Annotated in this window: 17 protein-coding genes, 8 pseudogenes and 2 other annotated features; of the genes and pseudogenes, 14 read left to right on the top strand and 11 right to left on the bottom strand. The window is 56.6% G+C overall.

The features are described 5' to 3' along the window. Nucleotides 1–74: 74 nt before the first annotated feature. The 5 genes and pseudogenes from tnpC (MKZ91_RS30810) to glmS all read right to left on the bottom strand — a co-directional run. Nucleotides 75–662, bottom strand: a pseudogene (gene tnpC, locus MKZ91_RS30810) (IS66 family transposase); the annotation flags it as partial. Between the two features lie 439 nt (nt 663–1,101). Next, nucleotides 1,102–1,776, bottom strand: a complete 675-nt coding sequence (locus MKZ91_RS30805; protein ID WP_336174809.1) for a UPF0149 family protein — start codon at nt 1,774–1,776, stop codon at nt 1,102–1,104. A gap of 95 nt (nt 1,777–1,871) precedes the next feature. Then, a complete protein-coding gene (locus tag MKZ91_RS30800; protein ID WP_442892376.1) occupies nt 1,872–2,111 on the bottom strand; it encodes a transposase in 240 nt (79 codons plus the stop codon). After that, nucleotides 2,111–3,085 (bottom strand): transposase, encoded by a 975-nt coding sequence (locus MKZ91_RS30795; RefSeq protein WP_336174807.1) that lies wholly within the window; start codon nt 3,083–3,085, stop codon nt 2,111–2,113. The genes MKZ91_RS30800 and MKZ91_RS30795 overlap by 1 nt, the downstream gene beginning before the upstream one ends. Before the next feature lie 112 nt (nt 3,086–3,197). Then, complete coding sequence (gene glmS, locus MKZ91_RS30790; RefSeq protein ID WP_336174806.1) at nt 3,198–5,024, bottom strand: glutamine--fructose-6-phosphate transaminase (isomerizing); 1,827 nt, start codon at nt 5,022–5,024, stop codon at nt 3,198–3,200. A 457-nt stretch (nt 5,025–5,481) separates the two neighbouring features. On the opposite strand from glmS, the pseudogene MKZ91_RS30785 reads away from it, so the two are divergent. Next, nucleotides 5,482–6,080, top strand: a pseudogene (locus tag MKZ91_RS30785) (helix-turn-helix domain-containing protein); the annotation flags it as partial. An 84-nt stretch (nt 6,081–6,164) separates the two neighbouring features. Here the strand turns inward: MKZ91_RS30785 and MKZ91_RS30780 are convergent. Then, nucleotides 6,165–6,389, bottom strand: a pseudogene (locus tag MKZ91_RS30780) (transposase domain-containing protein); the annotation flags it as partial. 73 nt (nt 6,390–6,462) lie between these two features. Here MKZ91_RS30780 and MKZ91_RS30775 point away from each other — a divergent pair. Continuing rightward, a protein-coding gene (locus MKZ91_RS30775; RefSeq protein ID WP_336174805.1) for an IS3 family transposase occupies nt 6,463–7,691 on the top strand; the annotation gives its coding sequence in 2 pieces (ribosomal slippage) (nt 6,463–6,757 and nt 6,757–7,691; 1,230 coding nt in all). Beyond that, nucleotides 6,744–6,860: a sequence feature (AL1L pseudoknot), on the top strand. (Overlaps the previous gene by 117 nt.) Before the next feature lie 35 nt (nt 7,692–7,726). Here the strand turns inward: MKZ91_RS30775 and MKZ91_RS30770 are convergent. Both MKZ91_RS30770 and tnpB (MKZ91_RS31725) read right to left on the bottom strand, forming a co-directional pair. Beyond that, a pseudogene (locus MKZ91_RS30770) lies at nt 7,727–7,993 on the bottom strand (IS66 family transposase); the annotation flags it as partial. Between the two features lie 78 nt (nt 7,994–8,071). Continuing rightward, nucleotides 8,072–8,296, bottom strand: a pseudogene (gene tnpB, locus MKZ91_RS31725) (IS66 family insertion sequence element accessory protein TnpB); the annotation flags it as partial. A gap of 35 nt (nt 8,297–8,331) precedes the next feature. Here tnpB (MKZ91_RS31725) and tnpB (MKZ91_RS30765) point away from each other — a divergent pair. Together tnpB (MKZ91_RS30765) and tnpC (MKZ91_RS30760) are read left to right on the top strand one after the other, a co-directional pair. Beyond that, nucleotides 8,332–8,565 carry an IS66 family insertion sequence element accessory protein TnpB gene (tnpB, locus tag MKZ91_RS30765; RefSeq protein ID WP_336174804.1) on the top strand — a complete coding sequence of 78 codons (234 nt, stop codon included), beginning with the start codon at nt 8,332–8,334 and terminating at the stop codon, nt 8,563–8,565. Between the two features lie 67 nt (nt 8,566–8,632). Then, nucleotides 8,633–10,291 (top strand): IS66 family transposase, encoded by a 1,659-nt coding sequence (tnpC, locus tag MKZ91_RS30760; protein WP_336174802.1) that lies wholly within the window; start codon nt 8,633–8,635, stop codon nt 10,289–10,291. On the opposite strand, the gene MKZ91_RS30755 is transcribed toward tnpC (MKZ91_RS30760), so the two are convergent. Next, entirely contained in the window at nt 10,272–10,505 is a 234-nt protein-coding gene (locus tag MKZ91_RS30755; protein WP_336174801.1) for a DUF6429 family protein, read from the bottom strand. The genes tnpC (MKZ91_RS30760) and MKZ91_RS30755 overlap by 20 nt on opposite strands. A 58-nt stretch (nt 10,506–10,563) precedes the next feature. Here MKZ91_RS30755 and MKZ91_RS30750 point away from each other — a divergent pair. The 5 genes and pseudogenes from MKZ91_RS30750 to MKZ91_RS30730 all read left to right on the top strand — a co-directional run. Next, nucleotides 10,564–10,731 (top strand): annotated as a pseudogene (locus tag MKZ91_RS30750) (transposase domain-containing protein); the annotation flags it as partial. A 908-nt stretch (nt 10,732–11,639) separates the two neighbouring features. Further along, entirely contained in the window at nt 11,640–13,097 is a 1,458-nt protein-coding gene (locus MKZ91_RS30745; protein WP_336174800.1) for a glycosyltransferase family 4 protein, read from the top strand. Further along, complete coding sequence (locus MKZ91_RS30740; RefSeq protein ID WP_336174799.1) at nt 13,087–13,860, top strand: glycosyltransferase family 2 protein; 774 nt, start codon at nt 13,087–13,089, stop codon at nt 13,858–13,860. Before MKZ91_RS30745 ends, MKZ91_RS30740 begins: the two co-directional genes overlap by 11 nt. Further along, a complete protein-coding gene (locus MKZ91_RS30735; RefSeq protein WP_336174798.1) occupies nt 13,860–14,786 on the top strand; it encodes an NAD-dependent epimerase/dehydratase family protein in 927 nt (308 codons plus the stop codon). The genes MKZ91_RS30740 and MKZ91_RS30735 overlap by 1 nt, the downstream gene beginning before the upstream one ends. 55 nt (nt 14,787–14,841) lie before the next feature. Then, nucleotides 14,842–18,177, top strand: coding sequence for a glycosyltransferase (locus MKZ91_RS30730; protein ID WP_336174797.1), 3,336 nt, complete (start codon nt 14,842–14,844; stop codon nt 18,175–18,177). Between the two features lie 187 nt (nt 18,178–18,364). Here MKZ91_RS30730 and MKZ91_RS30725 read toward each other — a convergent pair. Together MKZ91_RS30725 and MKZ91_RS30720 are read right to left on the bottom strand one after the other, a co-directional pair. Then, a pseudogene (locus MKZ91_RS30725) lies at nt 18,365–18,826 on the bottom strand (IS630 family transposase); the annotation flags it as partial. Beyond that, a pseudogene (locus MKZ91_RS30720) lies at nt 18,750–18,997 on the bottom strand (IS3 family transposase); the annotation flags it as partial. The pseudogenes MKZ91_RS30725 and MKZ91_RS30720, both read right to left, overlap by 77 nt. Next, nucleotides 18,846–18,962 (bottom strand) — a sequence feature (AL1L pseudoknot). (Overlaps the previous pseudogene by 117 nt.) 115 nt (nt 18,998–19,112) lie before the next feature. Here MKZ91_RS30720 and tnpA point away from each other — a divergent pair. From tnpA to MKZ91_RS30695, 5 genes are all read left to right on the top strand, one after another. Further along, complete coding sequence (gene tnpA / locus MKZ91_RS30715) at nt 19,113–19,475, top strand: IS66-like element accessory protein TnpA (protein WP_336174795.1); 363 nt, start codon at nt 19,113–19,115, stop codon at nt 19,473–19,475. After that, nucleotides 19,472–19,819: an IS66 family insertion sequence element accessory protein TnpB gene (gene tnpB / locus MKZ91_RS30710; RefSeq protein WP_336174794.1), complete on the top strand. Its 348-nt coding sequence runs from the start codon at nt 19,472–19,474 to the stop codon at nt 19,817–19,819. The genes tnpA and tnpB (MKZ91_RS30710) overlap by 4 nt, the downstream gene beginning before the upstream one ends. Nucleotides 19,820–19,891: 72 nt before the next feature. Then, nucleotides 19,892–21,460, top strand: coding sequence for an IS66 family transposase (gene tnpC / locus MKZ91_RS30705; protein WP_336174793.1), 1,569 nt, complete (start codon nt 19,892–19,894; stop codon nt 21,458–21,460). Next, entirely contained in the window at nt 21,460–21,765 is a 306-nt protein-coding gene (locus MKZ91_RS30700) for a hypothetical protein (protein ID WP_336174792.1), read from the top strand. The genes tnpC (MKZ91_RS30705) and MKZ91_RS30700 overlap by 1 nt, the downstream gene beginning before the upstream one ends. A 45-nt stretch (nt 21,766–21,810) precedes the next feature. Beyond that, on the top strand, nt 21,811–22,902 hold the full coding sequence (locus MKZ91_RS30695) for an IS630 family transposase (RefSeq protein ID WP_336174791.1): 1,092 nt from the start codon (nt 21,811–21,813) through the stop codon (nt 22,900–22,902). The last annotated feature ends 99 nt before the right edge of the window (nt 22,903–23,001 follow it).

Here is a 23,001-nt window from a genome sequence, read left to right as displayed (position 1 = left end):
TGCGCGATGTTGATGCGGACACGCTTCCAATGTTTACAGACACTTAACGAAGGGGTGCATAATGAAACACGTCTCGCAATACCTCTGAGCGCGCGCTCGGCCGCGTTGTTCGTGAGACAAACTCTCCCATCTTCGAGGAAACGGGCAAAGCCATCCCAACGCTTCAGCATGTAATCGATCGGCTCGATCACCTCGGACGATTTGCTGAGCGTGGCGCGCTCCCGTTTCAGCCACGCGTGCATTTCGTCGAACAGCGGCTTGCTCTTTTCCTGCCGCACCGCCCGCCGTTCTGCGGCGCTCAATCCGTTGATGTCACGCTCGATCTCGAACAGCGCATCGTACCGTTGGACGGCCTCCAGGGCGATCGGCGAGATCGGCTTGCCCTTGCGTTTGCGGTCGCGGGCACGTTTCTGGATATCGGCCAGTTCAAAGAATTTGCGCCGCGCATGCGCATGGCAAAAGGCGAAGGTGATCGGTACCGCTTTCTTTTCGGCGACAATGAGCGGCTCGAAGCCATTGTAACAATCGCTCTGCAGAATGCCGCCATACGCGGCTAGGTGCTTCTGCGGATGCTCGCCGCGGCGGTCGCTCGACGCATAGTATATGGCCGCCGGCGCTGCGGCGCCGCCGTAGGACCGGTCATCGCGCACGTAGGTCCATATGTGGACGGCTCCCACTTGCAAGTGTTTTCTGCAGATATTCTTGACCGGATCGCTTGCTTCCATATGTGCGGCCTTTTGGTGTGGTCGCACATTGACCACTGGCCAAGATGATTTCCGCAACGCGTATTCCTAACATAATCTCGACCTTTAGCGGTCAGTGGACCTAACGGAGTTTCACGCGTCTTGGATCGTCCGATCGCATCATCTGCTCTTCGCTTGCAAGTTCACGCATCAGCTCACACGGTAGCATTTTGTCTTTGCTCACCGTGGTGGCTGAACTTTTACGATGTCTGCGCTTGCCTTCTCCTTGGCGATAGGACTCGCCGCTCGTCATAAGCTTCCACGCTATAGCGCGACGATCAGGGGTTCTTCCGCATTTTTGGTGCAGGTCAGGTTCGGCGATCCACCTCGGCCTGCTCGCGGTTCCGCCATGGGTTGTTCAGGAGTTAGTCCCGCAGCACTTCTTGAACTTTTTGCCTGACCCACATGGGCAGGGATCGTTTCGGCCGGGACTGGCAAACGAGCGCAGGCCAGCAGAGATGCTTTTCTTTTCGAGTTCGGACATACGCCAATAGGCCGCAATTGCCAAAACGGTGTCCGGCAGGGCCTCAATTGCGTCGTCAATCACCTGCTCTTTTTCCTCGATGGCAAGGTCATCGGGTAGATTTTCGGGATCACAGAGCATCATGATGGGAACGAGCAGCATCGCGGCTTCAGACTTGAGCATCTTCGTCCAGTGACGCTGGCGCAAGGCGAAGGACTCAACAAAGCCGTCAGCCCAGTCCCAGGCGATGACGGTATCGCCGGACTGCCAAAAAATAGGCTCGACGGTCTCGTTGTCGATTTGCCGGACGATCTCGTCGTAACGGCCCATAATGGCCCCAAGGACAGCCTGCGCTTGGCTCTCATCGTCAAACTGAGGCGCTGACTCACCCCAAATAACCGGCAACCACTCGTCGGGCGGGATTGCCTCCGGCCCGACGGCGATGCCGGTCAAAAAGCCATCCAGATCGGACAGCAGCATACTCTCCGCTGGAGAACTGTCGGACATGAGATAAGCTTCGAGATCATCAAGGCTCATTGCTTCGGTGAAGGACGTCTGATGCGCAGTCATATCGCAATCCTTGTAGAGCTTCGAACAAATCTAAGGCCGACGCTCCGCCCCAAGCAATGCTGAATGGTTGCCGTCCCCGGCATTCTGAGTTTGAGCTATGCCGCCAGTAGAACGCGACTGCGCAGCAGTGCGTAGCCGGCACGACCATACATCTGCCGCTTCAGCGTCTTCAGGCGGTTGATCTGACCCTCGACGGGGCCGGTTGTCCATCGATGATTGATCGCGCCGCGGACAGCCTCGATGTCGCGGCTAATTCCGGCAGCCAAAGAGGACAGTTCGCTGTCCCCGGCCTCAGCGATCCATCCCTCCAAGAGAGATGGATCATCACCCCGCACTATTCTGCTAATCGGCGAGAAAGATGCCCGGCAACCGAAAGCTGCGGCGCATGTTCGTAAACATGCTTCAGGAAACACGCGGCCTTCGCATCACAGGATTGCGGGTCCTGACCCAGAAGCCATGCACATCTTCGCCGGGATGGCGGTCGCCAGGGACGGTTCTTTTCTTGTTTGGACGATCGTTGCTGTTTCTTCAGGTCTGCGGTCCATCGGTAAACAGTGGCGCGGCTTCCTTTAAATCCCTGGGCTTTGATCTCGGACAGAAGCTCTCGGCCATTGTGGCAACCTTCGTTCCAACGTCGAAGAAGATAATCCTCGAACGCCGAGAGGGTACGGTATTGAACTGAAAGGCGGTGGTGTTCGGGCTCACCGCCCGCTGCCAGCCACCGTTCAATTGTACGCACACTCATGCCGACCCGCGGCGCAATCTGCCTCGCAGAGGTGATTCCGGCGTCACGCAGGCGCATCACCTCTTCATACAGGTCACGACGCTGCAGCTTTCGCTGGTGCCGCAAGCCTTGCAGCGTTGTTTGTTTCTGCGCGGGGTGTTCGGGGGGTGTCTCATGACCTCCAGCAGCGATTTCATTCATCGCGGCGACGCCGGCAAGACGAACAGCTTTGCGATGACGACCGACCGCCAGACGAAGGGCTTCACCCAAATTCGCGAGAAGATGCCATCGATCCGCGATCTGAGCGGCATCAGGGGCGCCTCGTCGTGCCCCTTCTGCATAAACGCCAGCACGGTCGCGGGCGATGATTTCTACCCCAGGATGGCGGGCAAGCCATTCGGCTACAGCATCAGCATTTCGTTCGGGAAGCAGATCAAGAACGCAGTTGCGTTCCAGATCGCAGACAATCGTGCCGTAACGCTGGCCCTTGCGCCACGCCCAATCGTCGATGCCAACGATCCGAGGGGTAGGATAGGAGACGTGTACCGGTGAGCTCACCATTCGCAGAAGCGTATCGCCGCTCACAGGTATGGCTTCAGCGCCGGGCGCAGGCCCCGACCTGGTCGGCGAGGCGACGGGCCTAAGGGCTTTGGCCGCGGACGGTCTCCCAGCTCGTAAGACCTCTGCATTAATCAGATCATTCGACGGTCACCGATTTGGCGAGGTTGCGGGGCTGGTCGACGTCGGTGCCCATGAACACCGCCGTGTGATAGGCAAGGAGCTGGATCGGCAGCGAGAAGATCATCGGCGCGATGAGCTCATCGACGTCAGGCAACACGATCGTCGCCATAGTCTCGAGCTTGGAGGCGGCGGCGCCCTTCTCGTCGGTGATGAGAATGATCCGGCCGCCGCGGGCCGCCACTTCCTGCATGTTGGAAACGGTCTTCTCGTAGAAGCGGTCGTGCGGCGCGATGACGATAACCGGCATGTTCTCGTCAATCAGCGCGATCGGGCCATGCTTCAGTTCGCCGGCGGCATAACCTTCCGCATGGATATAGGAGATCTCCTTGAGCTTGAGCGCCCCCTCCATCGCCAGCGGGAAGCTGGTGCCGCGGCCGAGGTAGAGGACGTCATCGCATTTGGCCAGTTGATGCGACAATTGCTCGATCTTCAGTTGAACAGCGTTCAGCACCTGCCCCATGATGCGCGGCATTTCGGCGAGGTGGCGCACGAGAAGCTGCTCTTCCTCAGCACTCACCGTGCCGCGGGCGCGACCGGCGCCGATCGCGAGCGACGCCAGCACTGCGAGTTGGCAGGTGAAGGCCTTGGTCGAGGCGACACCGATTTCCGGGCCGGCAAGGATCGGAAAGACCGCATCGGATTCACGCGCGATGGTCGATTCACGCGTGTTGACGACGGCGCCGATCTTCAGGCCGAGTTCCTTGCAATAGCGCAGCGACGCCAGCGTATCAGCGGTTTCGCCGGATTGAGAGATGAACAACGCGGCCGCCTCGGAAGGCAGCGGGATCTCGCGGTAGCGGAACTCGGACGCGACGTCGATTTCCACCGGCAGGCGCGCGTAACGCTCAAACCAGTACTTGCCGACGAGGCCAGCGAGATAGGCGGTGCCGCAGGCGGAAATCGCAAGGCTCGGAACCTTGGCGAAATCGATCGTGCCTGAGAGCGCCTTGATGCGGTTGCCGGCAAAATCGATGTAGTGGCTGAGCGCGTGCGCGATCACCTCCGGCTGCTCATAGATCTCCTTCTCCATGAAGTGCCGGTGGTTGCCCTTGTCGATCATGTAGGCGACGGCCGTAGACAGCTGCTTCGGCCGGTCGACGACGTTGCCGTCGAGATCGAAGATATGCACGCCGTTCGCCCCGATCACCGCCCAGTCGCCATCGATCAGATAGGTGATCTCGTTGGTGAAGGGCGCAAGCGCGATCGCGTCGGAGCCGAGGAACATTTCGCCGCGGCCGTGGCCGATCGCAAGCGGCGGGCCGTTACGCGCCGCCATGATCGTCGAAGGATCGTCCTGGAAGAGCACCGCCAGCGCATAGGCACCGGTGACGCGCTTCAGCATCGCGTGCATGGCTTCGCGCCGGCCGAGGCCTTCGCGGCGGAACTTGGAGAGCAGATGGGCCACGACCTCGGTGTCGGTGTCCGTCGCGAACTTTGCGCCACTGGCTATCAGTTCGTCCTTCAGCTCGGCGAAGTTCTCAATGATGCCGTTGTGGACGACGGCGACCCCGTCGGTGAAATGCGGGTGGGCGTTGCGTTCGGTCGGCGCGCCATGGGTTGCCCAGCGCGTGTGGGCAATGCCGATCGTGCCGGCAAGCGGCTCTTCGCGCAGCCTGATCTCCAGATTGACGAGCTTGCCCTCGGCGCGCCGGCGCTCCAGCTTGCCGCCAATGACGGTGGCGACACCGGCGGAATCATAACCGCGGTATTCCAAGCGCTTCAGCGCATCGACCAGTCGTTCCGATACCGGCTGGTTGCCAACGATGCCAACAATACCGCACATAGTCGTCTCCGAATTTGTCCCCGCGCCGCAATCGGCGCCCCTGTTCAACGAGGGCGGAAATGCCGCCCGGCGCGCTGTCTTGGTAAAGCATTTGCCGGTCGAGGCAAGCCCCGATGCGGCCCCCTCGTTGGCGCGGTTCGGCAGCTTCGCCCTCACTACTATCTCCAGCCTTCGGCCATCGGCTTGGCAGATAGCGGAATGTCTTGGGGGCAACGAATATCGAAAATCGTTCGGCGATCCCGTCGCAGACACGTTCATCACGGCCTGCAAGAGCAGTTATCCTTGACAGCGGGGGTGCCAACAATGGTTCTCCACGCGTCCGCCTCGCCAATGAGGAGATTGCGACTTTCTACGGCAGAATTCGAGCTGCCGTAATTTGTCTATTAAATTGGGTTCTTATGCGGCACCTCACTGACTTCGACTCACGGGCTTCCCAAATTGCGATGAATCTGAATCTCTGGTGCAAAGCGGAGGTTTTGCGATGGGTTCAGCGATTTCACTGCGATTGGATTTTGATGGGGAGCATCTGCGGCGTCTGGCGCGCCAGACAAAGGATGCCGCGCAGGCACGGCGTCTCTTGGCCCTTGCCTCAATCTATGACGGCGGTTCGCGCTCGGATGCGGCGCGTCTGGGCAATGTCACTCTTCAGATCGTACGGGACTGGGTCATGCGCTTCAACGCGCATGGTCCCGACGGTCTGATGAATGGCAAGGCTCCCGGTCCAAAGTCTCGATTGAATGATCGCCAGCGCGCTGCCTTGGCGCAGGCCCTCGAACGCGGGCCGACGCCTTACCTCGATGGTGTCGTGCGCTGGCGTCTGTGTGATCTCGTCCAATGGCTTTGGGAAGAGTTTCGCGTCTCGGTGAGCGAACAAACGCTGAGCCGTGAGGTGCGTGCCATGGGCTACCGCAAGCTGGCCGCCAGACCGAAACATCATGCACAGGACCCTCAAGCCATTGAGGAGTTTAAAAAAACTTCCCCGCCGCAGTGGCAGAGATCGCCAGCGGGGCCGCCAAAGGCAAGCGAATAGAAATCTGGTTTCAAGACGAGGGTAAGCATCCGGCGAAGGCCGCAGGCTGAAGGCTTTTGGATTTTTCGGCGTGATTTGCGGTCCGCGTTGCGGCCGGATGGCCGGCATCTTCAGGCCGCGTGCATGTGCGCCGCTGGCGACGCGCTCTTCCAATTCCAAGGCAAGAACTCATCGATGCGATGCGCGGGATAACCGGCGATGCGGTGAAGTACGTCGGCGAGCCAGGCTTGCGTGTCGACGCCGTTCATCTTGGCCGAGACAATCAAGCTGTACATGGCGGCGGCGCGCTGGCCACCGCGGTCCGATCCGGCGAATAACCACGATTTCCTGCCCAAGAGCCATTGCCCGTTCATTCTGAACCGCGCCGGGTTTGCCGGAGGCTCCAACTTCTGAGAAAGTGGAGCCGATATGAGCAAGACAACAAACAAATTTTCACCGGAAGTCCGCGCCCGAGCAGTGCGGATGGTTTCGGATCACCAAGGCGAATATTCCTCGCGATGGGCAGCGGTTTCCTCGATCGCCGCCAAGATCGGCTGCACGGCGCAGACGCTCAATGAATGGGTGAAGAAGGCGGAAGTGGACGATGGTTCCCGGCCCGGGCTCCCAAGCGAAGTGGCCGAGAAGATGAAGGCTCTGGAGCGGGAGAACCGCGAGCTTCGGCAGGCCAATGAGATACTGCGCAAAGCGTCCGCTTATTTCGCGATGGCGGAGCTCGACCGCCCATTGAAGCGATGATCTCCTTCATCGACGAACACCGATCGGTATTCGGGGTCGAGCCGATCTGCAGACTGCTGCCGATTGCCCCATCAACTTACTACGAGAACGTTGCCAAACGCCTGGACGTGGACCGGTTGTCGGTCCGCGCCCGCAGCGACATTGCATTGAAGATCGAGATACGCCGTGTGTTCGAGGCGAACTTCCGCGTCTATGGCGTGCGCAAGGTGTGGCGGCAACTGAAGCGGGAAGGCTTCGACGTGGCCCGCTGCACCGTCGCCCGGCTCATGCGATCGATGGGACTTCAGGGTATCATCCGGGGCAAGCCGATCCGCACGACGATCCCGGACAAGACGGCTCCCAGCCCGCTCGATCGGGTGAACCGCCAGTTCAAGGCTCCCGCGCCGAACAGGCTCTGGGTTTCGGATTTCACCTATGTCGCCACCTGGCAAGGCTTCGTCTACGTGGCGTTCGTGATCGACGCCTTTGCGCGCCGGATTGTCGGCTGGCGGGTGAGTCGAACGGCGCATGCCGGGTTCGTCCTCGATGCTTTGGAACAGGCGCTTGTTGAGCGGCGTCCCGTTCATGGCGGCGGTCTCGTCCACCACAGCGATCGCGGCGTCCAGTACGTCTCGATCAAGTATTCGGAGCGACTGGCCGAGGCGGGAATCGAGCCTTCCGTCGGAAGCGTCGGTGACTCTTACGACAACGCTCTCGCCGAAACGATCAACGGTCTATACAAGGCCGAGGTCATTCATCGGCGCGGACCATGGCGGAGCTTCGAAGCGGTTGAATTCGCCACCCTGGAATGGGTCGACTGCTTCAATCATCGACGGCTTCTGGAGCCCATCGGCAACATCCCGCCAGCCGAAGCCGAGGAGCAGTATTACGCCATGCTGGACGAACCAGCCATGGCTGCATAACTTAAACCAAACGGCCTCCGGCAAACCCGGCGCGGTTCAGTCGCCGCCATCTCCAACTCCGCCAGTTGGAACTCCATCTGATCGATCAGCCGGGCGCGACGCTCTGCCTTCGGGCCGTAAAGCTGCCGCTCGAGTTTTTCGATGCGCAGCTTCTGCCGGGCAATGACAGCAAGATCGTCGGACGCTTTGGCTTTGGCAACGGCAAGTTCAGCCTCGATCTGGGCGCCCTTGGCGCGTGCCGCGATGAGCTCTGCTCGCAGGGCGGCAACATCGTCGGGAAGCAAATCGGGGCTGTTTTCCATGCCCGAAGTGAATCACAGAAGCCCTGATTTGCCTAGCATTTCAAAGAACTTGTTGCGGAGTAATCGCCCTTCAGACGGTCACCCGGCACTGGTCGGGCGCCAGGTCTGTTGCGGGTTTCGCCAATCAATCCCCTCCAGCAGATAGGACATCTGACCGGCGGTCAGCGCGATCGCACCATCCTCCGTCGCCGGCCAAATGAAGCGGCCGCGCTCGAGCCGCTTCGCGTACAGCGATAGGCCGATCCCATCATGCCAAAGGGCCTTTATCGGTCGGCCGCTGCGACCGCGAAAGACGAAGACGTCACCCTTGAACGGTTATGTGGCGCGCCACATAACCGTTGTGTGGGCATCTGTTTTGCTTTCGAGGCCGCAGGAGCAATCATCTGAAGGTGATCTGGCACGACGGCCAGGGCAGTTGCACGTTTACAAAAAAGTTGGAGCGGGGGCGGTTCATCTGGCCGAACGTTGAGGGCGGTGCAGTGACCATCTCTTCTGCGCAACTCTCCTATCTTCTGTCTGGAATAGACTGGCGAAACCCGCAACAGACATGGCGGCCGACGAGCGCCGGATAGGTGGATTTGCGGCTTGGATTCTGAAGAAAAGCTATGCAAATCAGTGGCTTTGTGATTCACTTCGAGCATGGAAACCGGCTCGGAACAGCATCCCGATTATGCCGCGGCTCTCGAGGCTGAGCTGGTCGTAGCACGTGCGGAACGCGCCGCCGCCTTAGCCGATCTTGCCGTCGCCAAGGCCAAGGAAGCCGATAATCAGGCGATCATTCTTCGTCAGAAGGTCCATATCGAGAAGCTGCAAAGGGAGCTGCGTGGTCAGAAGTCGGAACGAACCTCGCGGCTGATAGCGCAAATGGAGCTGATGCTCGAGGACGCCGAGGCGACGGCCACCGAGGATGAGCTTGCCGCCGAAATGGCCGTTGCTGCGGCCGCATCAGTTGCTGTCGCCGGCTTCACCCGAAAGCGGCCCGTGAAGAAACCCTTTCCGGAGCACCTGCCGCGCGAACGTGTTGTCGTGCCTGGTCCAGTCGCCTGCAACTGCTGCGGCAGTGAGCGGTTGCGCAAACTCGGCGAAGATATCACTGAGACGATGGAAAGCGTTCCGCGTACCTGGAAAGTCATCCAGACGGTGCGGGAAAAGTTCAGTTGCCGCGACTGCGAAAAGATCAGCCAGGCGCCGGCACCTTTCCATGTTATCCCGAGGGGCTGGGCGGGTCCGGGGCTATTGGCGATGATCCTCTGCGACAAGTTCGGCCAGCACATCCCCCTCAATCGCCAGGTCGAACGCTTTGCGTTGGAAGGTGTGCCGATCAGCCTGTCGACGGTGGCTGATGCGATCGGGGCCTGCTGCCATGTCCTTGATCCGCTGCTGAGGCGGATCAAGGCCCATACTTTTGCAGCCGAACGTGTTCATGGCGATGATACGACAGTTCCTGTTCTGGCCGCTGGCAAGACCGACACGGGCCGGATTTGGACATATGTCCGTGACGATGCCCCGTTCGGCGGAACGACGCCGCCATCGGCGATGTTCTATTATTCCCGGGACCGGGGCGGCGAACACCCTCAAAGTCATCTGGCCACCTATAGCGGCATCCTTCAGGCGGATGCCTATAGTGGCTATACACAGCTCTATCTTCCCGATCGAAGTCCGGGGCCGATCTATGAGGCAGCGTGCTGGGCACACGCCCGGCGGCCGTTCTTCGCCCTGGCCGATCTGGAAGCCAATGCGCGCCGAAAAGCGCAAGGCAAAAGCGCCGCCGTGATCTCGCCGATCGCGATCCAGATGGTGCAGCGGATCGATGCGCTGTTCGAGAACGAACGCCTGATCAATGGCCAGACGGCGGAAGTGCGCAAGGCAACCCGTCAGCAGCTCAGCAAGCCGGTGGTAGACGCCATGGAAGTATGGATGCGCGAGCAACGTGCCAAGCTGTCTCGCGACAACGATCTGGCCAAGGCCTTCGACTACATGCTGAACCGCTGGGCATCCTTTACCCGCTTCCTCGATGACGGCCGCATCTGCTTGTCGAATAATTGTGCCGAGCGTTCACTGCGCGGTGTGGCATTGGGAAGAAAAGCCTGGTTGTTTGCCGGCTCAGACCGCGGTGGACAGCGGGCGGCGGCCATGTACAGCTTGATCGTCACAGCGAAAATGAACCGTATTGATCCACAGGCCTGGCTTGCTGACGTCCTTGCCCGGATCGCCGATCATCCGGCAGACCGGATCGATGAATTGTTGCCGTGGCATTGGAAGGCCCAAAAGGCGATAGCTATTGCTGCCGCCGCATGAACAACTCCCGAAACAATGCCTCTGATCGCTGCAGTCCTTCATCCGTCAAGATCAAGGACTTCGTCTTGCTCGCCGGATCACCGATCAGGCCCTTCTTGAACAGTCGGTCTGTCGCATTCCAATCGAATCCCTTCCAAGCCCGACGCCCATCATGCAGCGTCAGCCATAGCAGTGCCAGGACAGCGTCGTCGATCTTGTCCTCGTCGATATCCATTTACCAAGCATAACATGCAAGCCGCTCGATCGCTGCAGCCTACGCCGAATGCGTACGAGCCAGGGCCAGTGCCGTCGTCTACAGCCTCATGCTGACATGCCGCGCCTGCGGCATCTCACCCTTGGCCTACTTGCGCCATGTCCTCAGCGAGTTGCCGCAGCGCGCAACAGATGCCGACATCAGCGATCTAATGCCTTTCCACTTCGCCATGGCCGCCGCTGCCTGATCCGATGCGACCGTCTGACAGCGACCTCGGTCAACCGGGCCGCGTCAACGCGCATGGAAATGAGCGCTTACGTTCGTTCGGCGCTGTGCCTGCTTCATCACTCGACGCAAAGATTACGGCACGCGCTGCGGCTGCACCAGTCCTCACCCCTTCACCCAAAAGCCGTTTGGTATACTTCTCGACGCACTGGCCCCTATGCTTACCTGCGCGCAGGCAAGCATAGGGGCCAGCCAATCCCATCCGCTTCAGAACAAGCAAGTCACTGCCGAAAAACCTCTGTGGACATCTCGGCAGCGAATAGCCGCACTTCTCAACGACCGTTCACAGAAGGACGTACGAAGCGCTTGCAAGCGCTCTTCCAGCAATGATAAGTCCCTGAATCGACGGATCGACGGATCGACGGATCGACGATTGAAGCTGTATTTGGCAAGGGGATGTGCATCCCAGATTGTAATCAAGGTTTCCTGATGAGCTGGTTACGGATAGCGCTTACGATTGTGGCCGGTCGGCGCTGCGCTTGTAAGCTCTTACAGTGGATTGAGTTGGCTGCGGACCGGCGGCTCGTTTCGCGTTCATGCTTTTGGGATGAGAAGTGGTATATTGAGGAAAATCCAACGAGTGCGGCTAGTGACGCTCTCACGCACTTTTTACTACAAGGGGGGCGCTCGGGGAAGTCTCCCGGGCTTGGGTTTGACGGTCAATGGTACATTTCTACCCATAGAGATGTAGCCGCAACTGGGATGAATCCACTTGTCCACTTCCTAAGATTTGGGGCGAGAGAAGGTCGGCAAATTCGCGCGGTAGCGCCACCTTCGCCGGCACTCGCGCGAGAGGAATACGAACTGATCCGAGATTCGCAATGGTTTGACGCGTGCTGGTATCTTAAGCAGTACCCGGACCTTGCTGGCGTGGATCTTATTGAGCACTATTTAGATCACGGGGCACGGGAAGGTCGATCGGCAAGTGCGTCGTTCGATACGCAGTGGTACCGTGCGCGCTATCCCGATGTGGACGCAAGCGGACTTAATCCCATCATCTTTCACATTCGGCATGGGCATAATCGGGACACAGTTATCCCACCGAGAATGAGGGCGCTGTTGCGGCTCAACATCCGGCGCTGGTCGCCCATCGAGGCGGCAATTAGAACGGAGACCCGTTTTCATCCGTTAAAGAGACTTCCCATCAACGCGAGCATCCCGAGCGTCCCGCTCTTCCAAGCCTGGACCAGGCTCTTTGCGTCACTTCCTGCGGGCATCGATCGAATTGTTTTTGTCCCTTGGATCGTCCACAGCGGAGCGGATCTTGCCTCCGCAAACATGGTGAAGGCGGCGATCGACGCTTATGGAGTTCAGTCTGTCCTTGTGGTTGTAACCGACGCACCCAGGCTGGAAGCGGTGGACTGGCTCCCGCCAGGAACGCTTGTCGCCGTTCTTCCGCTTATCGATCAGACACTCGGTCATGAGGATCGGGTTAGGTTGACGGAATTAATAGTATTTTCGCTGCGGCCCAAAGCAATAATGAACGTAAATAGTCGCGCGTGTTGGGATTTGTTCCTGTCGAAGGGGAAAGCTCTGTCGAGCATGTGTCGGTTGCATGCGGCGATGTTTTGCCAAGATTACACAGATTCTGGCGTTCCAATCGGGTATAGTGATACCCATTTTATGGGAACTATCGACAACATCGAGAAGCTATACATTGATAATAGCACGTTTATTCAAAAAATTATCGCTGACTATCAGTTGCCGGCTAGTTATGCCTCCAAGTTGGCCCTTCTTCGTCAGCCTTGCACTGTAGGCAAAAACGCGACCCGCCAGGTTGGAGGTGGAAAGCGAATGCGAGTCATTTGGGCGGGGCGATTTTCGAAGCAAAAGAACACGAGATTGCTAGAGCGGATTGTTCGATGCGCTCCCGACATTGACTTCACCGTCTACGGCACTGGAAGTACTGAATTCGAATCGCGTTTAACAGCGTTATCAACTGAAGTTGGTAACTTGTCGCTTCGTGGTGGGTACAGGAGTTTAGGAGAGCTTCCACTCCAAGAGTTTGATGCATTTTTGTTCACTTCGTTATGGGAGGGCCTCCCGACAACCGTTATACACGTGGGGGCAACAGAGTTGCCGATTGTCGCTTCAGGCGTGGGCGGGATACAAGAGCTAATTCACGAAGAGACAGGCTGGCGCATCGACAGTACCGATGATGAAACGATGTATGCTGAGGCATTGCGTGAAATTTGGGTGAATAAGGCGGGGGCAGAGCGCCGAGCTCAGCGCTTACGTCAATTAGTAGTGGAACAACATAGCTGGTCTGGCTTCGTTGCTGAACTTTCACGAGAGTCTTCGTTCTTGAGCCCGAGCCATGGCAATTGAAATTTCGGTAATCTTAAACCTTCATCGGGAGGGGCTGCTCTCTGCCGCGACAATAAGTAGCATTGAAGATGCTATCGATAATGCCAATGCGAACGGCATCAAATCCGAAGTCATATGTGTACTAGACCGGTGCGATGACCAAACCCAAGAAGTCGCAAGCGCTGCCGAAGCAAGAAATAAGGGCTGGCAAGTGATTAATGTCGATGAGGGAGATTTGGGGCTTGCAAGAAATGCGGGTGTACGGCGCGCAAAGGGCCGCTGGGTTGCTTTCATAGATGGGGATGATCTGTGGGGCAGGGAATGGCTAAGTAGGGCGCACTCCGCGGCATCGAGTGACCCACGAACTGTTGTTTGGCATTCGGAAGTAAATCTTTACTTCGGCGTGCGGCCACATCTATTCCTCCACGTTGATATGGAAGACCCGATATTCGATATTGCAGCACTGGCTCTCACAAACCTGTGGACAGCGCTCTGCTTCGTTGAAAGAACCTTGATGCTAACAATTCCGTATCGCCAGACAAACCTGTCATTACAGCTAGGATACGAAGATTGGGATTGGGCCATACAATCTATTCATGCGGGAGCTGTTCATAAAATTGTGCCTCTTACTTGCCATGCCATAAGAACCAAAAAGGTCTCACTAGTGCAGGAGACGGCTTCGGCTGGGTGCTTGCCGAAGGGGGGGGGCTTATTTAGGCAGGGTGTTGAGAGTAGAGTACAAGATCTGAATACAGAAGGTTTTTTGTTTAAGGTTGGTTTTTGATGAAATTTGCGATTATAGGTGCATCGGGATTCATCGGTTTGCATACCGGCGAGTATTTTAGAAAAAATGGTGCAGATGTTGATCTGTATTCGCGAGAAAAAAGTCTAGATTTTCTTAAGTCGCACTTTCCTTCATCTGTTCTGTACCGATCTGATAGTGATGAATTTTGGAGCAGAGCGAAAGATTACTCGGCAGTAATTTATTTGAGTTCGGCTGCCGCTAACGGTACGGTGTTATCGGAAGTCACTGGAAATGTTAGCCTAGCTGTGAGCTTCTTTGAGCGGCTCGCGGCCATCAACGCACGGTGCCACGTCATTTACGCCTCCAGCGGAGGAACGATTTACGGTCCTGGTCATGCTGTGCCGATCGTTGAGGAGGCAGCACCCAACCCGATTAGCCCTTATGGTGTCGGGAAATCTTTAATCGAGACCTCCCTCAAATTTCTTGCTTTTGCGCGGGGGGTGCCGGTCTCGACCCTCCGGATAGCCAATCCCGTGGGATATTGGCAGCTTTCTGGGCCGCATGGTTTCGTCACGGCGGCAATTAGGAGTGCGATGACAAACCAAAAGCTGAGAGTATTCGGCGACGGTTCAAATCTGCGAGATTATTTCGACGTGGACGATTTATCTCGCCTCCTGTTGATGCTCGCGAGCGAACCGCACACAGGATATCGAGTGAATAATGTGGGCTCAGGCATTGAGAGCTCAGAGATAGACGTTGTGACCGCTGTCGAGGGAGTGCTTGGAGTTAAGCTTTTTCCGGAGATGATTGCATCCCGACTCTCTGATCTGAAATACGCAGTACTGGATCCGTCAAGAACTCGCCGAGAGTTTGGTTGGGTTTCTAACTTGCCGATCGCTGATTTGGCAGAGAAAGTGGTTCGTGCTGCTAGAGAGAGAGGCTTTCCTGATCGATCAAGTTTTTAGCGATTTGTCTTAAAAGTAGCATAGCAATCTCTGCTTGGGTTCACGGGGCCACATAATGAATTTGATTTTCTCCAGTATATCACAAGGCTTTCAGCCGCCACGGCTTGATAAAATAAGCGTCTCCGCGGTTAGCCGAGAGTCAAATTTTGCCTCGGGAGGTGGAATTCGCACGATAAACGAAAAGTTCGTTGACGATCTGGGTGGCCAGGTCGTGTGGCAGCCAGATGTGTACGGCGAGGCATTTGAACTTGCACGTCGTCTGAACATCGAAAACGTCATTGATCTGGGCTGCGGTAGTGGTGACAAATTAGTATATTGCGCTCAAAATTATAAGATTAAATTTCTGGGGCTGGATTTCAACGGGTCAATTGATGTCGCTCGTCGTGAGCATCCGGATCATGATTGGGCGACTATCGACCTGATGTCTTGGGACGTTCATCGCGATTTATTGGCCGAATTGAAGTCCCGGTTACCCGCTGTTATCGTACTTTCGGACGTAATTGAGCACTTGCCGGATGTACAGCCGGTGTTGACCTTAATTAGGAAGCTACTGAGCTATGATGAGAACTCTTATCTAGTCCTGTCGACGCCCGACCGAACTCGACAGAACAGACAAGTCACCGATGGAGCATCTCCGAATGCAGCTCACGTCCGTGAGTGGGCGTTGCCGGAACTCTGCGACCTGATATCTAACGCTGGCTTGGAGATATCAAGAGCAGGCTGGACTCGGTGCAATCAGTGGGACGAGTTCCACACGACATGTTTTATTCAAGCAGGTTTTAACGCGGAGCGCTACAAGACCAGGCTCCGAAAAACCTTTGGCACTTCCGAAGAGTGGTGGCCAGAACACATATTGATTACCTCGGAGATGCATGGTGCAACTGCGTCAGGTGGCGTCGGCAGCTTCATCATTGAGCAGCAAAATAATTATGGTCGCGAAAAGGTAATTGTTCTTGTCGCCACAGACGGGCTCGTGGCGGCGGATGGTCGACCGTATGCAACGATGACGCCAGAAGACGTGTTGCAGGGGATAGATGTCTCATCGCTGCCGGTCGAGGATCGCGTTCTTCGTGCTATTGAGCAATTGCTCTTCCTGTTCCCTGACGTTGTCTCGATCCAATCGCAAGAATATCAGGGGATTGGTTGTCGGGTCGCTCAGGCCAAGAGATCAGGACTGCTTCGAGATGAGGTTTCCGTCGTCACGCATTGCCATGGAAACACACACTATCTGGAGAACGGGAAAAAGGATTGGTACGGCGTTTCACATATGGTTTCCTCAATCAAGGAGAAGGTCGCTATTGAGAACGCAGATGTCGTGTGTTTTCCGAGCGTATTTCTTCGGGAACTTTACAGCGAGGTCGGGATAGAGCTTGGTCGGCAGAAAATCGAGATGCGTCGATACCCCTATTCTCCGACATTTGATACCGTGCATCCTATGGGCGGAATCGACACCCTGGTGTTTTTCGGTAAACGTACACTAATGAAGGGCTTCAAGTTGTTTCTTGAGGCAATTAGTATAGACGATGGTAAGGCGCTTGTCGATTTCGGTATTAAGGATATTGTACTTATAGGCGGCGCGCAACCCGAAACGGCCGATTTCGACTACTTGGTCGAAACCCTTAAAGATCGATTCACAGTCTCGATTTACGACAGATACGCACGTGACGAAGCAATACTGTGCTTGAGAGGACTAGCAGCGCGTTCTTTGGTAGTAATGCCGTATCTCGCCGACAACTATCCTTTTTCAATTTATGATGCGATGTCGGCAAATGCCTTGCCTGTTGTGGTTGAAGCAGGTGGCGTGCCAGAAATGCTCCCCTCGGAGTTTACATCAAGGCTTGTGGCAAAGCCTGACGCTCGTTCGCTCAGGGAGAAGATCGATAAATTACTTGCCGAGCCAGCGGAGTCACTTTCGCAACTTCGGTGTAATTTAGCTGTCGCTAGCAACGAACGGCAGTCCCAAATTAATGCAGAAGCCGCGGCGCCTTTTGCCACGGCCCCACGCGCCTCAGAATTCAATCTCCCCTCGGTCGCCGTCATCATACCGTTCTTCAATACCCCTATTCGGCAGGTTGCTGATCTCCTTTGGTCGCTGGCTCAGCAGACCGTATCACCGAACGAAATTATCGTCGTTAATGATGCATCAACGGCTGAAGCGAGCGCGCAACTCAATGAATTGATAAGACGATACGAACCGCAATTTAGTAAGATTGTTGTAATTAAACACGAAGAGAATAAGGGACTGGCGGGAGCTCGAAATACTGGACTGAAGAACGTTTCCACAGACTTGACCATCTGTATTGATTCAGATGACGTCGCTATGAACACCTTTATTAGTGATATCGCTCGAAGCTTTATGTTGAATGCAGACATAGATGCTGTCGTTCCTTACTTGGAGGCTTTTGATGATGGCACAGACTTCGTATTCGGCAGCACAAATGGATATGTCTACAGGCCGCTCGGTGATGGGGTGATAGCTGCGCAAACTGACAACATATTGGGCCACGCGAATGCGGGCTTTCGCACTGAAACTCTCAGATCGTTCGGGGGGTGGGACCAAACCTCTCGCGCGATGTGGGAGGACTACGCCCTTTACATGCGTTTGGTTTCAAGCGGTCGCAAGATTGCAGTGCTCCCTAAAACAGGAGTGCTTTATAGAGTTAATCCGAATTCCATGGCGCGGACATATTCCAAATGGCCGGCCATGCGCCTTGTCGCACTCAATACAGTAGGGCTCCCTAGATTTGAAGCATTTCGGTTGCAGGCAGCGTTGCGCGAATTGCATACACTTCATTCTAGTGCTGGGCAGGCTGCACTCGAGAATCAGCGTTTGCGCTCAGCTCTAGAGGATCTAAACCACCGAATTCATGTTGGCTTTCCATCGGAAGGGCGTGGGGAGACGGAAGCGGATACGCGGTACGAACCAAATCCATTATCTCAGAGGGTACTGAATAGTGAGATGGAATTGGATGATTTGAGGCGACGTTGCCTGGCGCTGGCGCATTGGGCTGTCTCACCGAAAGAACGGCGATCGCGAGCAAGACGTTACCTTAGTGAGGTGACTGAGGCCACTGGTGTCAAGCGGCGCAGTGTGCTTGGTGGAATATTTAAGCGGATCACGCATCCTAAATATGAGCGAATGCGTGGGCTAGTGCTTGCTTCGGGTTTTTTTGACGTGAAGTGGTATTTGGGGCAGTACCAGGATGTCCAGGACGTGGATCCGCTGGACCATTATATAATGCATGGTGGTGTGGAAGGGAGATCGCCGGGGCCAAACTTTAACGGTTCAGCCTATTTGAGTATGTATCCGGACGTTGCGGAGAGTGGTCTCAATCCGTTGGTTCACTATCTCCGATATGGCGCGATAGAAGGGCGGCAAATCATGAGATAAGACTGGCCTGATGGCCAGTCGTGACCGCGAGCGTCAGTGGTTCTCGACAATCTAAAGATGCATCAGTCCGTTGATTGAAGGTTTTAGGCGAGTTGAATTGCGTTAGAGGCGTTGGGTTGACGTCGAAACGAAAGAACCGATTGCTCGAAACCTCGATCATTATGGCGCTAATACGGCCTCTCACTGATCAGAACCCATTTGCCCAGGCTCTTCGTCCGATGGACATGATGCGCCAGGGATGGTTTTCGAGCTTTCGCCAGGCGTCGCAGCAATGAGCGACGATGTCGTCATAGGATTTGAAGACGCGGTTGGAGAGCCAGTTCTCGCGCATGAACAGCCAGAGGTTTTCAACCGGGTTCAGTTCGGGTGATTTCGGTGGCAACGGCAGGATGGTGATGTTTTCAGGCACGATGAGGTTATTGGACATGTGCCAGCCCGCCTGGTCCATGATGAGGATGGCATGTGCATCCTTAGCGACATGGCGTGAGATTTCGGCCAGATGCTGGGTCATGGCATAGGTGTCGCCCCAGGGCATGATGAGCGCTGCCGCCTTGCCGAGCTTCGGGCAGATGGCGCCGAAGATGTAGGCGCTTACGCTGGAGGCTGCGGGCGCGGACCGACAACCGGTCCACGTCCAGGCGTTTGGCAACGTTCTCGTAGTAAGTTGATGGGGCAATCGGCAGCAGTCTGCAGATCGGCTCGACCCCGAATACCGATCGGTGTTCGTCGATGAAGGAGATCATCGCTTCAATGGGCGGTCGAGCTCCGCCATCGCGAAATAAGCGGACGCTTTGCGCAGTATCTCATTGGCCTGCCGAAGCGTATCCATCGTGAGCGTCCGGTGAGCGGATTTTGCTGAATGAGCCAGTTAGGCGATGTTCTGGCATTAGAACCAGCATTAGTGCTGACACTAATACCAGATCTGAGAGGTTGGCATGGCTCGCATGGAGATCATTTCCGGCGTCGAACGTAGGCGGCGATGGTCGAAAGAAGTTAAGCTGAAGATATTGGCAGAAGCTGACCAGCCTGGCGTCCGCATTGGTGATGTCGCTCGTCGCCATGACATCTATCCGGCTCAGATCCGTCTATGGCGGAAGACACTTAGCCACTTCGATGCGTCAGCATCGTTTCTTCCGGTACAGCTCGTCGACGACGTAAGCCTTGGGCAGACGCCTGCGGCCTCGCCGACGCCAGTGTTTATCAAGATCTTGCTACGAAACGGTCGGGGGTTGAAAGTTCCAGCAGACATCGAGCGAAAGATGCTGGCATCGTTGATCGCCTGTGTGGAGGCAGCATGATCGGGCCATCGGGGAATGTGCGGGTCTATTTGGCCTGCGGGGTGACCGACATGCGTCGTGGGATTGATGGTCTCTCAGCGCTGGCCGAGTCTGTCATAAAGGAAGCGCCAGGATCCGGCGCCATCTTCGGGTTCCGCGGCAAGCGCGCGGATCGGATCAAGCTTTTATGGTGGGATGGCCAGGGGTTCTGCCTATTCTACAAGGTTCTGGAGCGCGGATATTTTCCTTGGCCGACGGCGAAGGATGGCGTGGCGCACCTGACACAGGCCCAACTTTCCATGCTTATCGAGGGGATCGACTGGCGTCGACCGGCGTGGACTTCCGCTCCCGGCCGAACGGGGTAAACACCTTATTTTACAAGGGAATCTGGGCAAAACTGCTAGCGCCTGAGGCGCAAATCGGCTACGTTTTCTGACATGAAAACAACGCCGCTGGACAGTCAGGACGAGCTTTCTGCTTTGCGCGTGCTCGTCGCTGAACAGGCGGCGAAACTTGAGAGCCAAGAAGCCGAAGTCAGCAAGCGCGACTCCATTATCGGGCTCCTGCGCGCGCAGTTGGATTTGCTCCGCCATCGGCAGCATGGCGCTTCTTCGGAAAAGATCGATCGGAAGATCGAGCAATTTGAGCTGATGCTGGAGGAGATCGAGGCCTCTCGCGCGGAGGCAGAGATGCGCTCCGGGAAAGCCCCCTTGCCGGAGTTGGATGACGCACCTGGTAAGCCGAAGCGCAAACCTCTGCCGGATGACCTAGCAACCGAAGAGCTGGTCTATGCGCCGCCCTGCAGTTGCCCGACCTGTGGTGGCTCGTCTTTCCTCAAGGCGGCGGACAAGGTGGTCCAGGTGATGGAGCACGTACCGGCGTCCGTGAAGATTGTCCGCCACGTCGAAAAGCGCATGATCTGCAAGGACTGCGATACGACGGTATCCGGCGAAATGCCGACCTTGCCGATCGAGCGCGGCAAACCCGGACCGGGCTTGCTCGCCCATATCATGGTCGCCAAGTTCGACGACCACATACCGCTCTACCGTCTATCCGAGATGTACGGCCGGCTGGGGATAGACATCTCCCGGTCCGTCATGGCGGACTGGATGGGCCGTGTGTCCGTTCTGCTTTCGCCCCTGATCTTACTGATTAGGGCTCATATCGCCGCGGTCGATCGAATACATACGGACGATACCCCGGTTGATGTTCTCGATCCTGGGCGAGGAAAGACAAAAACTGGTAGGGTCTGGGTCTATGTCTTCGATGGCAGTGGCTATCAAGATCCAACACCCAGAGCCACTGCTTATTATTATAGCCCCGACCGCAAGGGCGCACATCCCGCAGACCACCTCGCTGACTTCAGCGGCGTGATGCATGCGGATGGCTATGGTGGCTATAAGAAGCTTTACGGCAATCAGATCATCGAGGCCGCGTGCATGGCGCATGTGCGCCGCAAGTTCCATGATGTGATCAAGCTGAAGCCGTCACCGATCGCCGAAGAGGCGCTGACGCGCATCGGCGCGCTCTATGATATCGAGGATCGTATCCGCGGCATGTCGGCTGATCAGCGGCATGCGCTGCGCCAGGAGCATGCCAGGCCGATCCTGAGGGATCTGAAAGTCTGGATCGAGGATACGCTGCAGACGTTGCCGCAGAAACAGAAATTGGCGGAAGCGATGCGCTACGCCCTGTCGCGGTGGGCAGCGTTGAGCGTTTACGTCGACGACGGCCGCGTCGAAATAGACAACAATATCGCTGAGCGTGCCATGCGCCCCCTCGGAATCGGCAGAAAGAACTGGCTCTTCGCCGGCTCGGACAAGGGCGGCGAGCGCATCGCGAATATCCTGACCATCATCGAAACAGCCAAACTGCATGGCCACAATCCCGAGACCTACCTCACGGAGGTCCTAACCCGGATCAAGGATTACCCGGTAGACAGACTTGAAGACCTGCTGCCGTGGAATATGCTTCCGGCGGCCGCCACTCCGCAAAAGGCCGTCTGATGGCTCGTTCGCTGCACATCTATACGATCGAAGACGTCGCCGCCACGATCGGCGAAAACCTCGAACTGCTCAGAGAGATCTCGGCCAACTCAGACAATATCGATTACGGCGAAATGGTGCACGTCCACAACGGGACCGAAGAGGGCACAACCGGCTTCACGGACAGAGGCGTCGAATGCCTCGAGGAGTTCCTAGCGGATATCCGGACATGGCACGGAGGAGTCCGCCAGTTCTTGGTCGATGAACAATGCGACCCTGAAAGGATCGAGCGCATAATGACCGACGAGCTAGTCATCTGGAACTGAAGTTCATTACATTGTACGCTTTGCCTGTTCATGGGAGGTTGAGCAATGGCAAATGCGACTGGCCGACCGACGGCACCATTGATTTTGAGCGAGGCGGAGCGGGAGCATTTGGAGCGGCAGGTGCGTAAGCATCGCGTTGCTCGCTCCATGTCAGAGCGGTGCCGGATCATTCTTCGCTGTGCCGACGGAATTGCGAGCAAGGTCGTTGCCGGGGAACTCGGCGTGCATGAACATACGGTTGGCAAATGGCGGCGGCGCTTTCTTAAAGATCGGCTCGATGGCCTGCTCGACGAAGTTCGCCCTGGCCGGCCCCGCACGATCGGCGATGATCAGATTGCTGCTGTGATCGAGCGCACGCTGCGTTCTACGCCCACGGATGCGACCCATTGGTCGATCCGCTCGATGGCAGGAGCCGCTGGTTTTTCGCACACGACGATCCGCCGGATATGGAACGCCTTCGGCCTGCAGCCCCATCGCACTGAGACGTTCAAGCTTTCCAGCGATCCTTTGTTCGTCGATAAGGTCCGCGACATCGTCGGTCTTTATCTGTCGCCTCCCAATCGGGCGCTGGTTCTCAGCGTGGACGAGAAGAGCCAAATCCAGGCGCTCGATCGCGAGCAGCCGGTGCTGCCGATGATGCCTGGCGTGCCTGAACGGCGTACCCATTCTTATGTTCGACATGGCACGACGACATTGTTTGCAGCACTCGATGTCGCCTCCGGCTTTGTCATCGGCAAATGCTACAAGCGGCATCGGGCCACCGAGTTCCTGGACTTCCTGAAGCAGATCGAGGCGAACGTGCCGCCCGATTTGGACGTGCATATCGTGATGGACAACTATGCAACGCATAAAACTGCATCGATCAAGAACTGGCTGATGCGGCGGCCACGCTACCACGTGCACTTTACGCCGACCTCGGCCTCCTGGATCAACCAGGTCGAACGCTGGTTTGCGGAATTGACCCGCAAGCAACTACGACGTGGCGTGCACACTTCGACAGCTCAACTCGAAGCCGACATCAAAAGCTTTATCGAGCGCCACAACGAAAACCCAAAGCCATACCGCTGGACCAAATCGGCAGACGACATTCTCGCATCCGTCAAGCGCTTCTGTCAGAAGGTCGACAACAGCTTATGACACGAATTTCGGATTCAGATGACTAGGGTCAGGACTTCGGTAACGGGGCCGTCTGAGTCAAGTAAAGCAAGTCGACCGCAGTAGCGCAGTCATGCTGCC

It is taken from the genome of Ensifer sp. MJa1, assembly GCF_037026475.1.
Taxonomy (GTDB): domain Bacteria; phylum Pseudomonadota; class Alphaproteobacteria; order Rhizobiales; family Rhizobiaceae; genus Ensifer.
The sequence above is the reverse complement of the archived record's forward strand: the minus strand, read 5'-3'. Positions and strand labels throughout refer to the sequence as shown.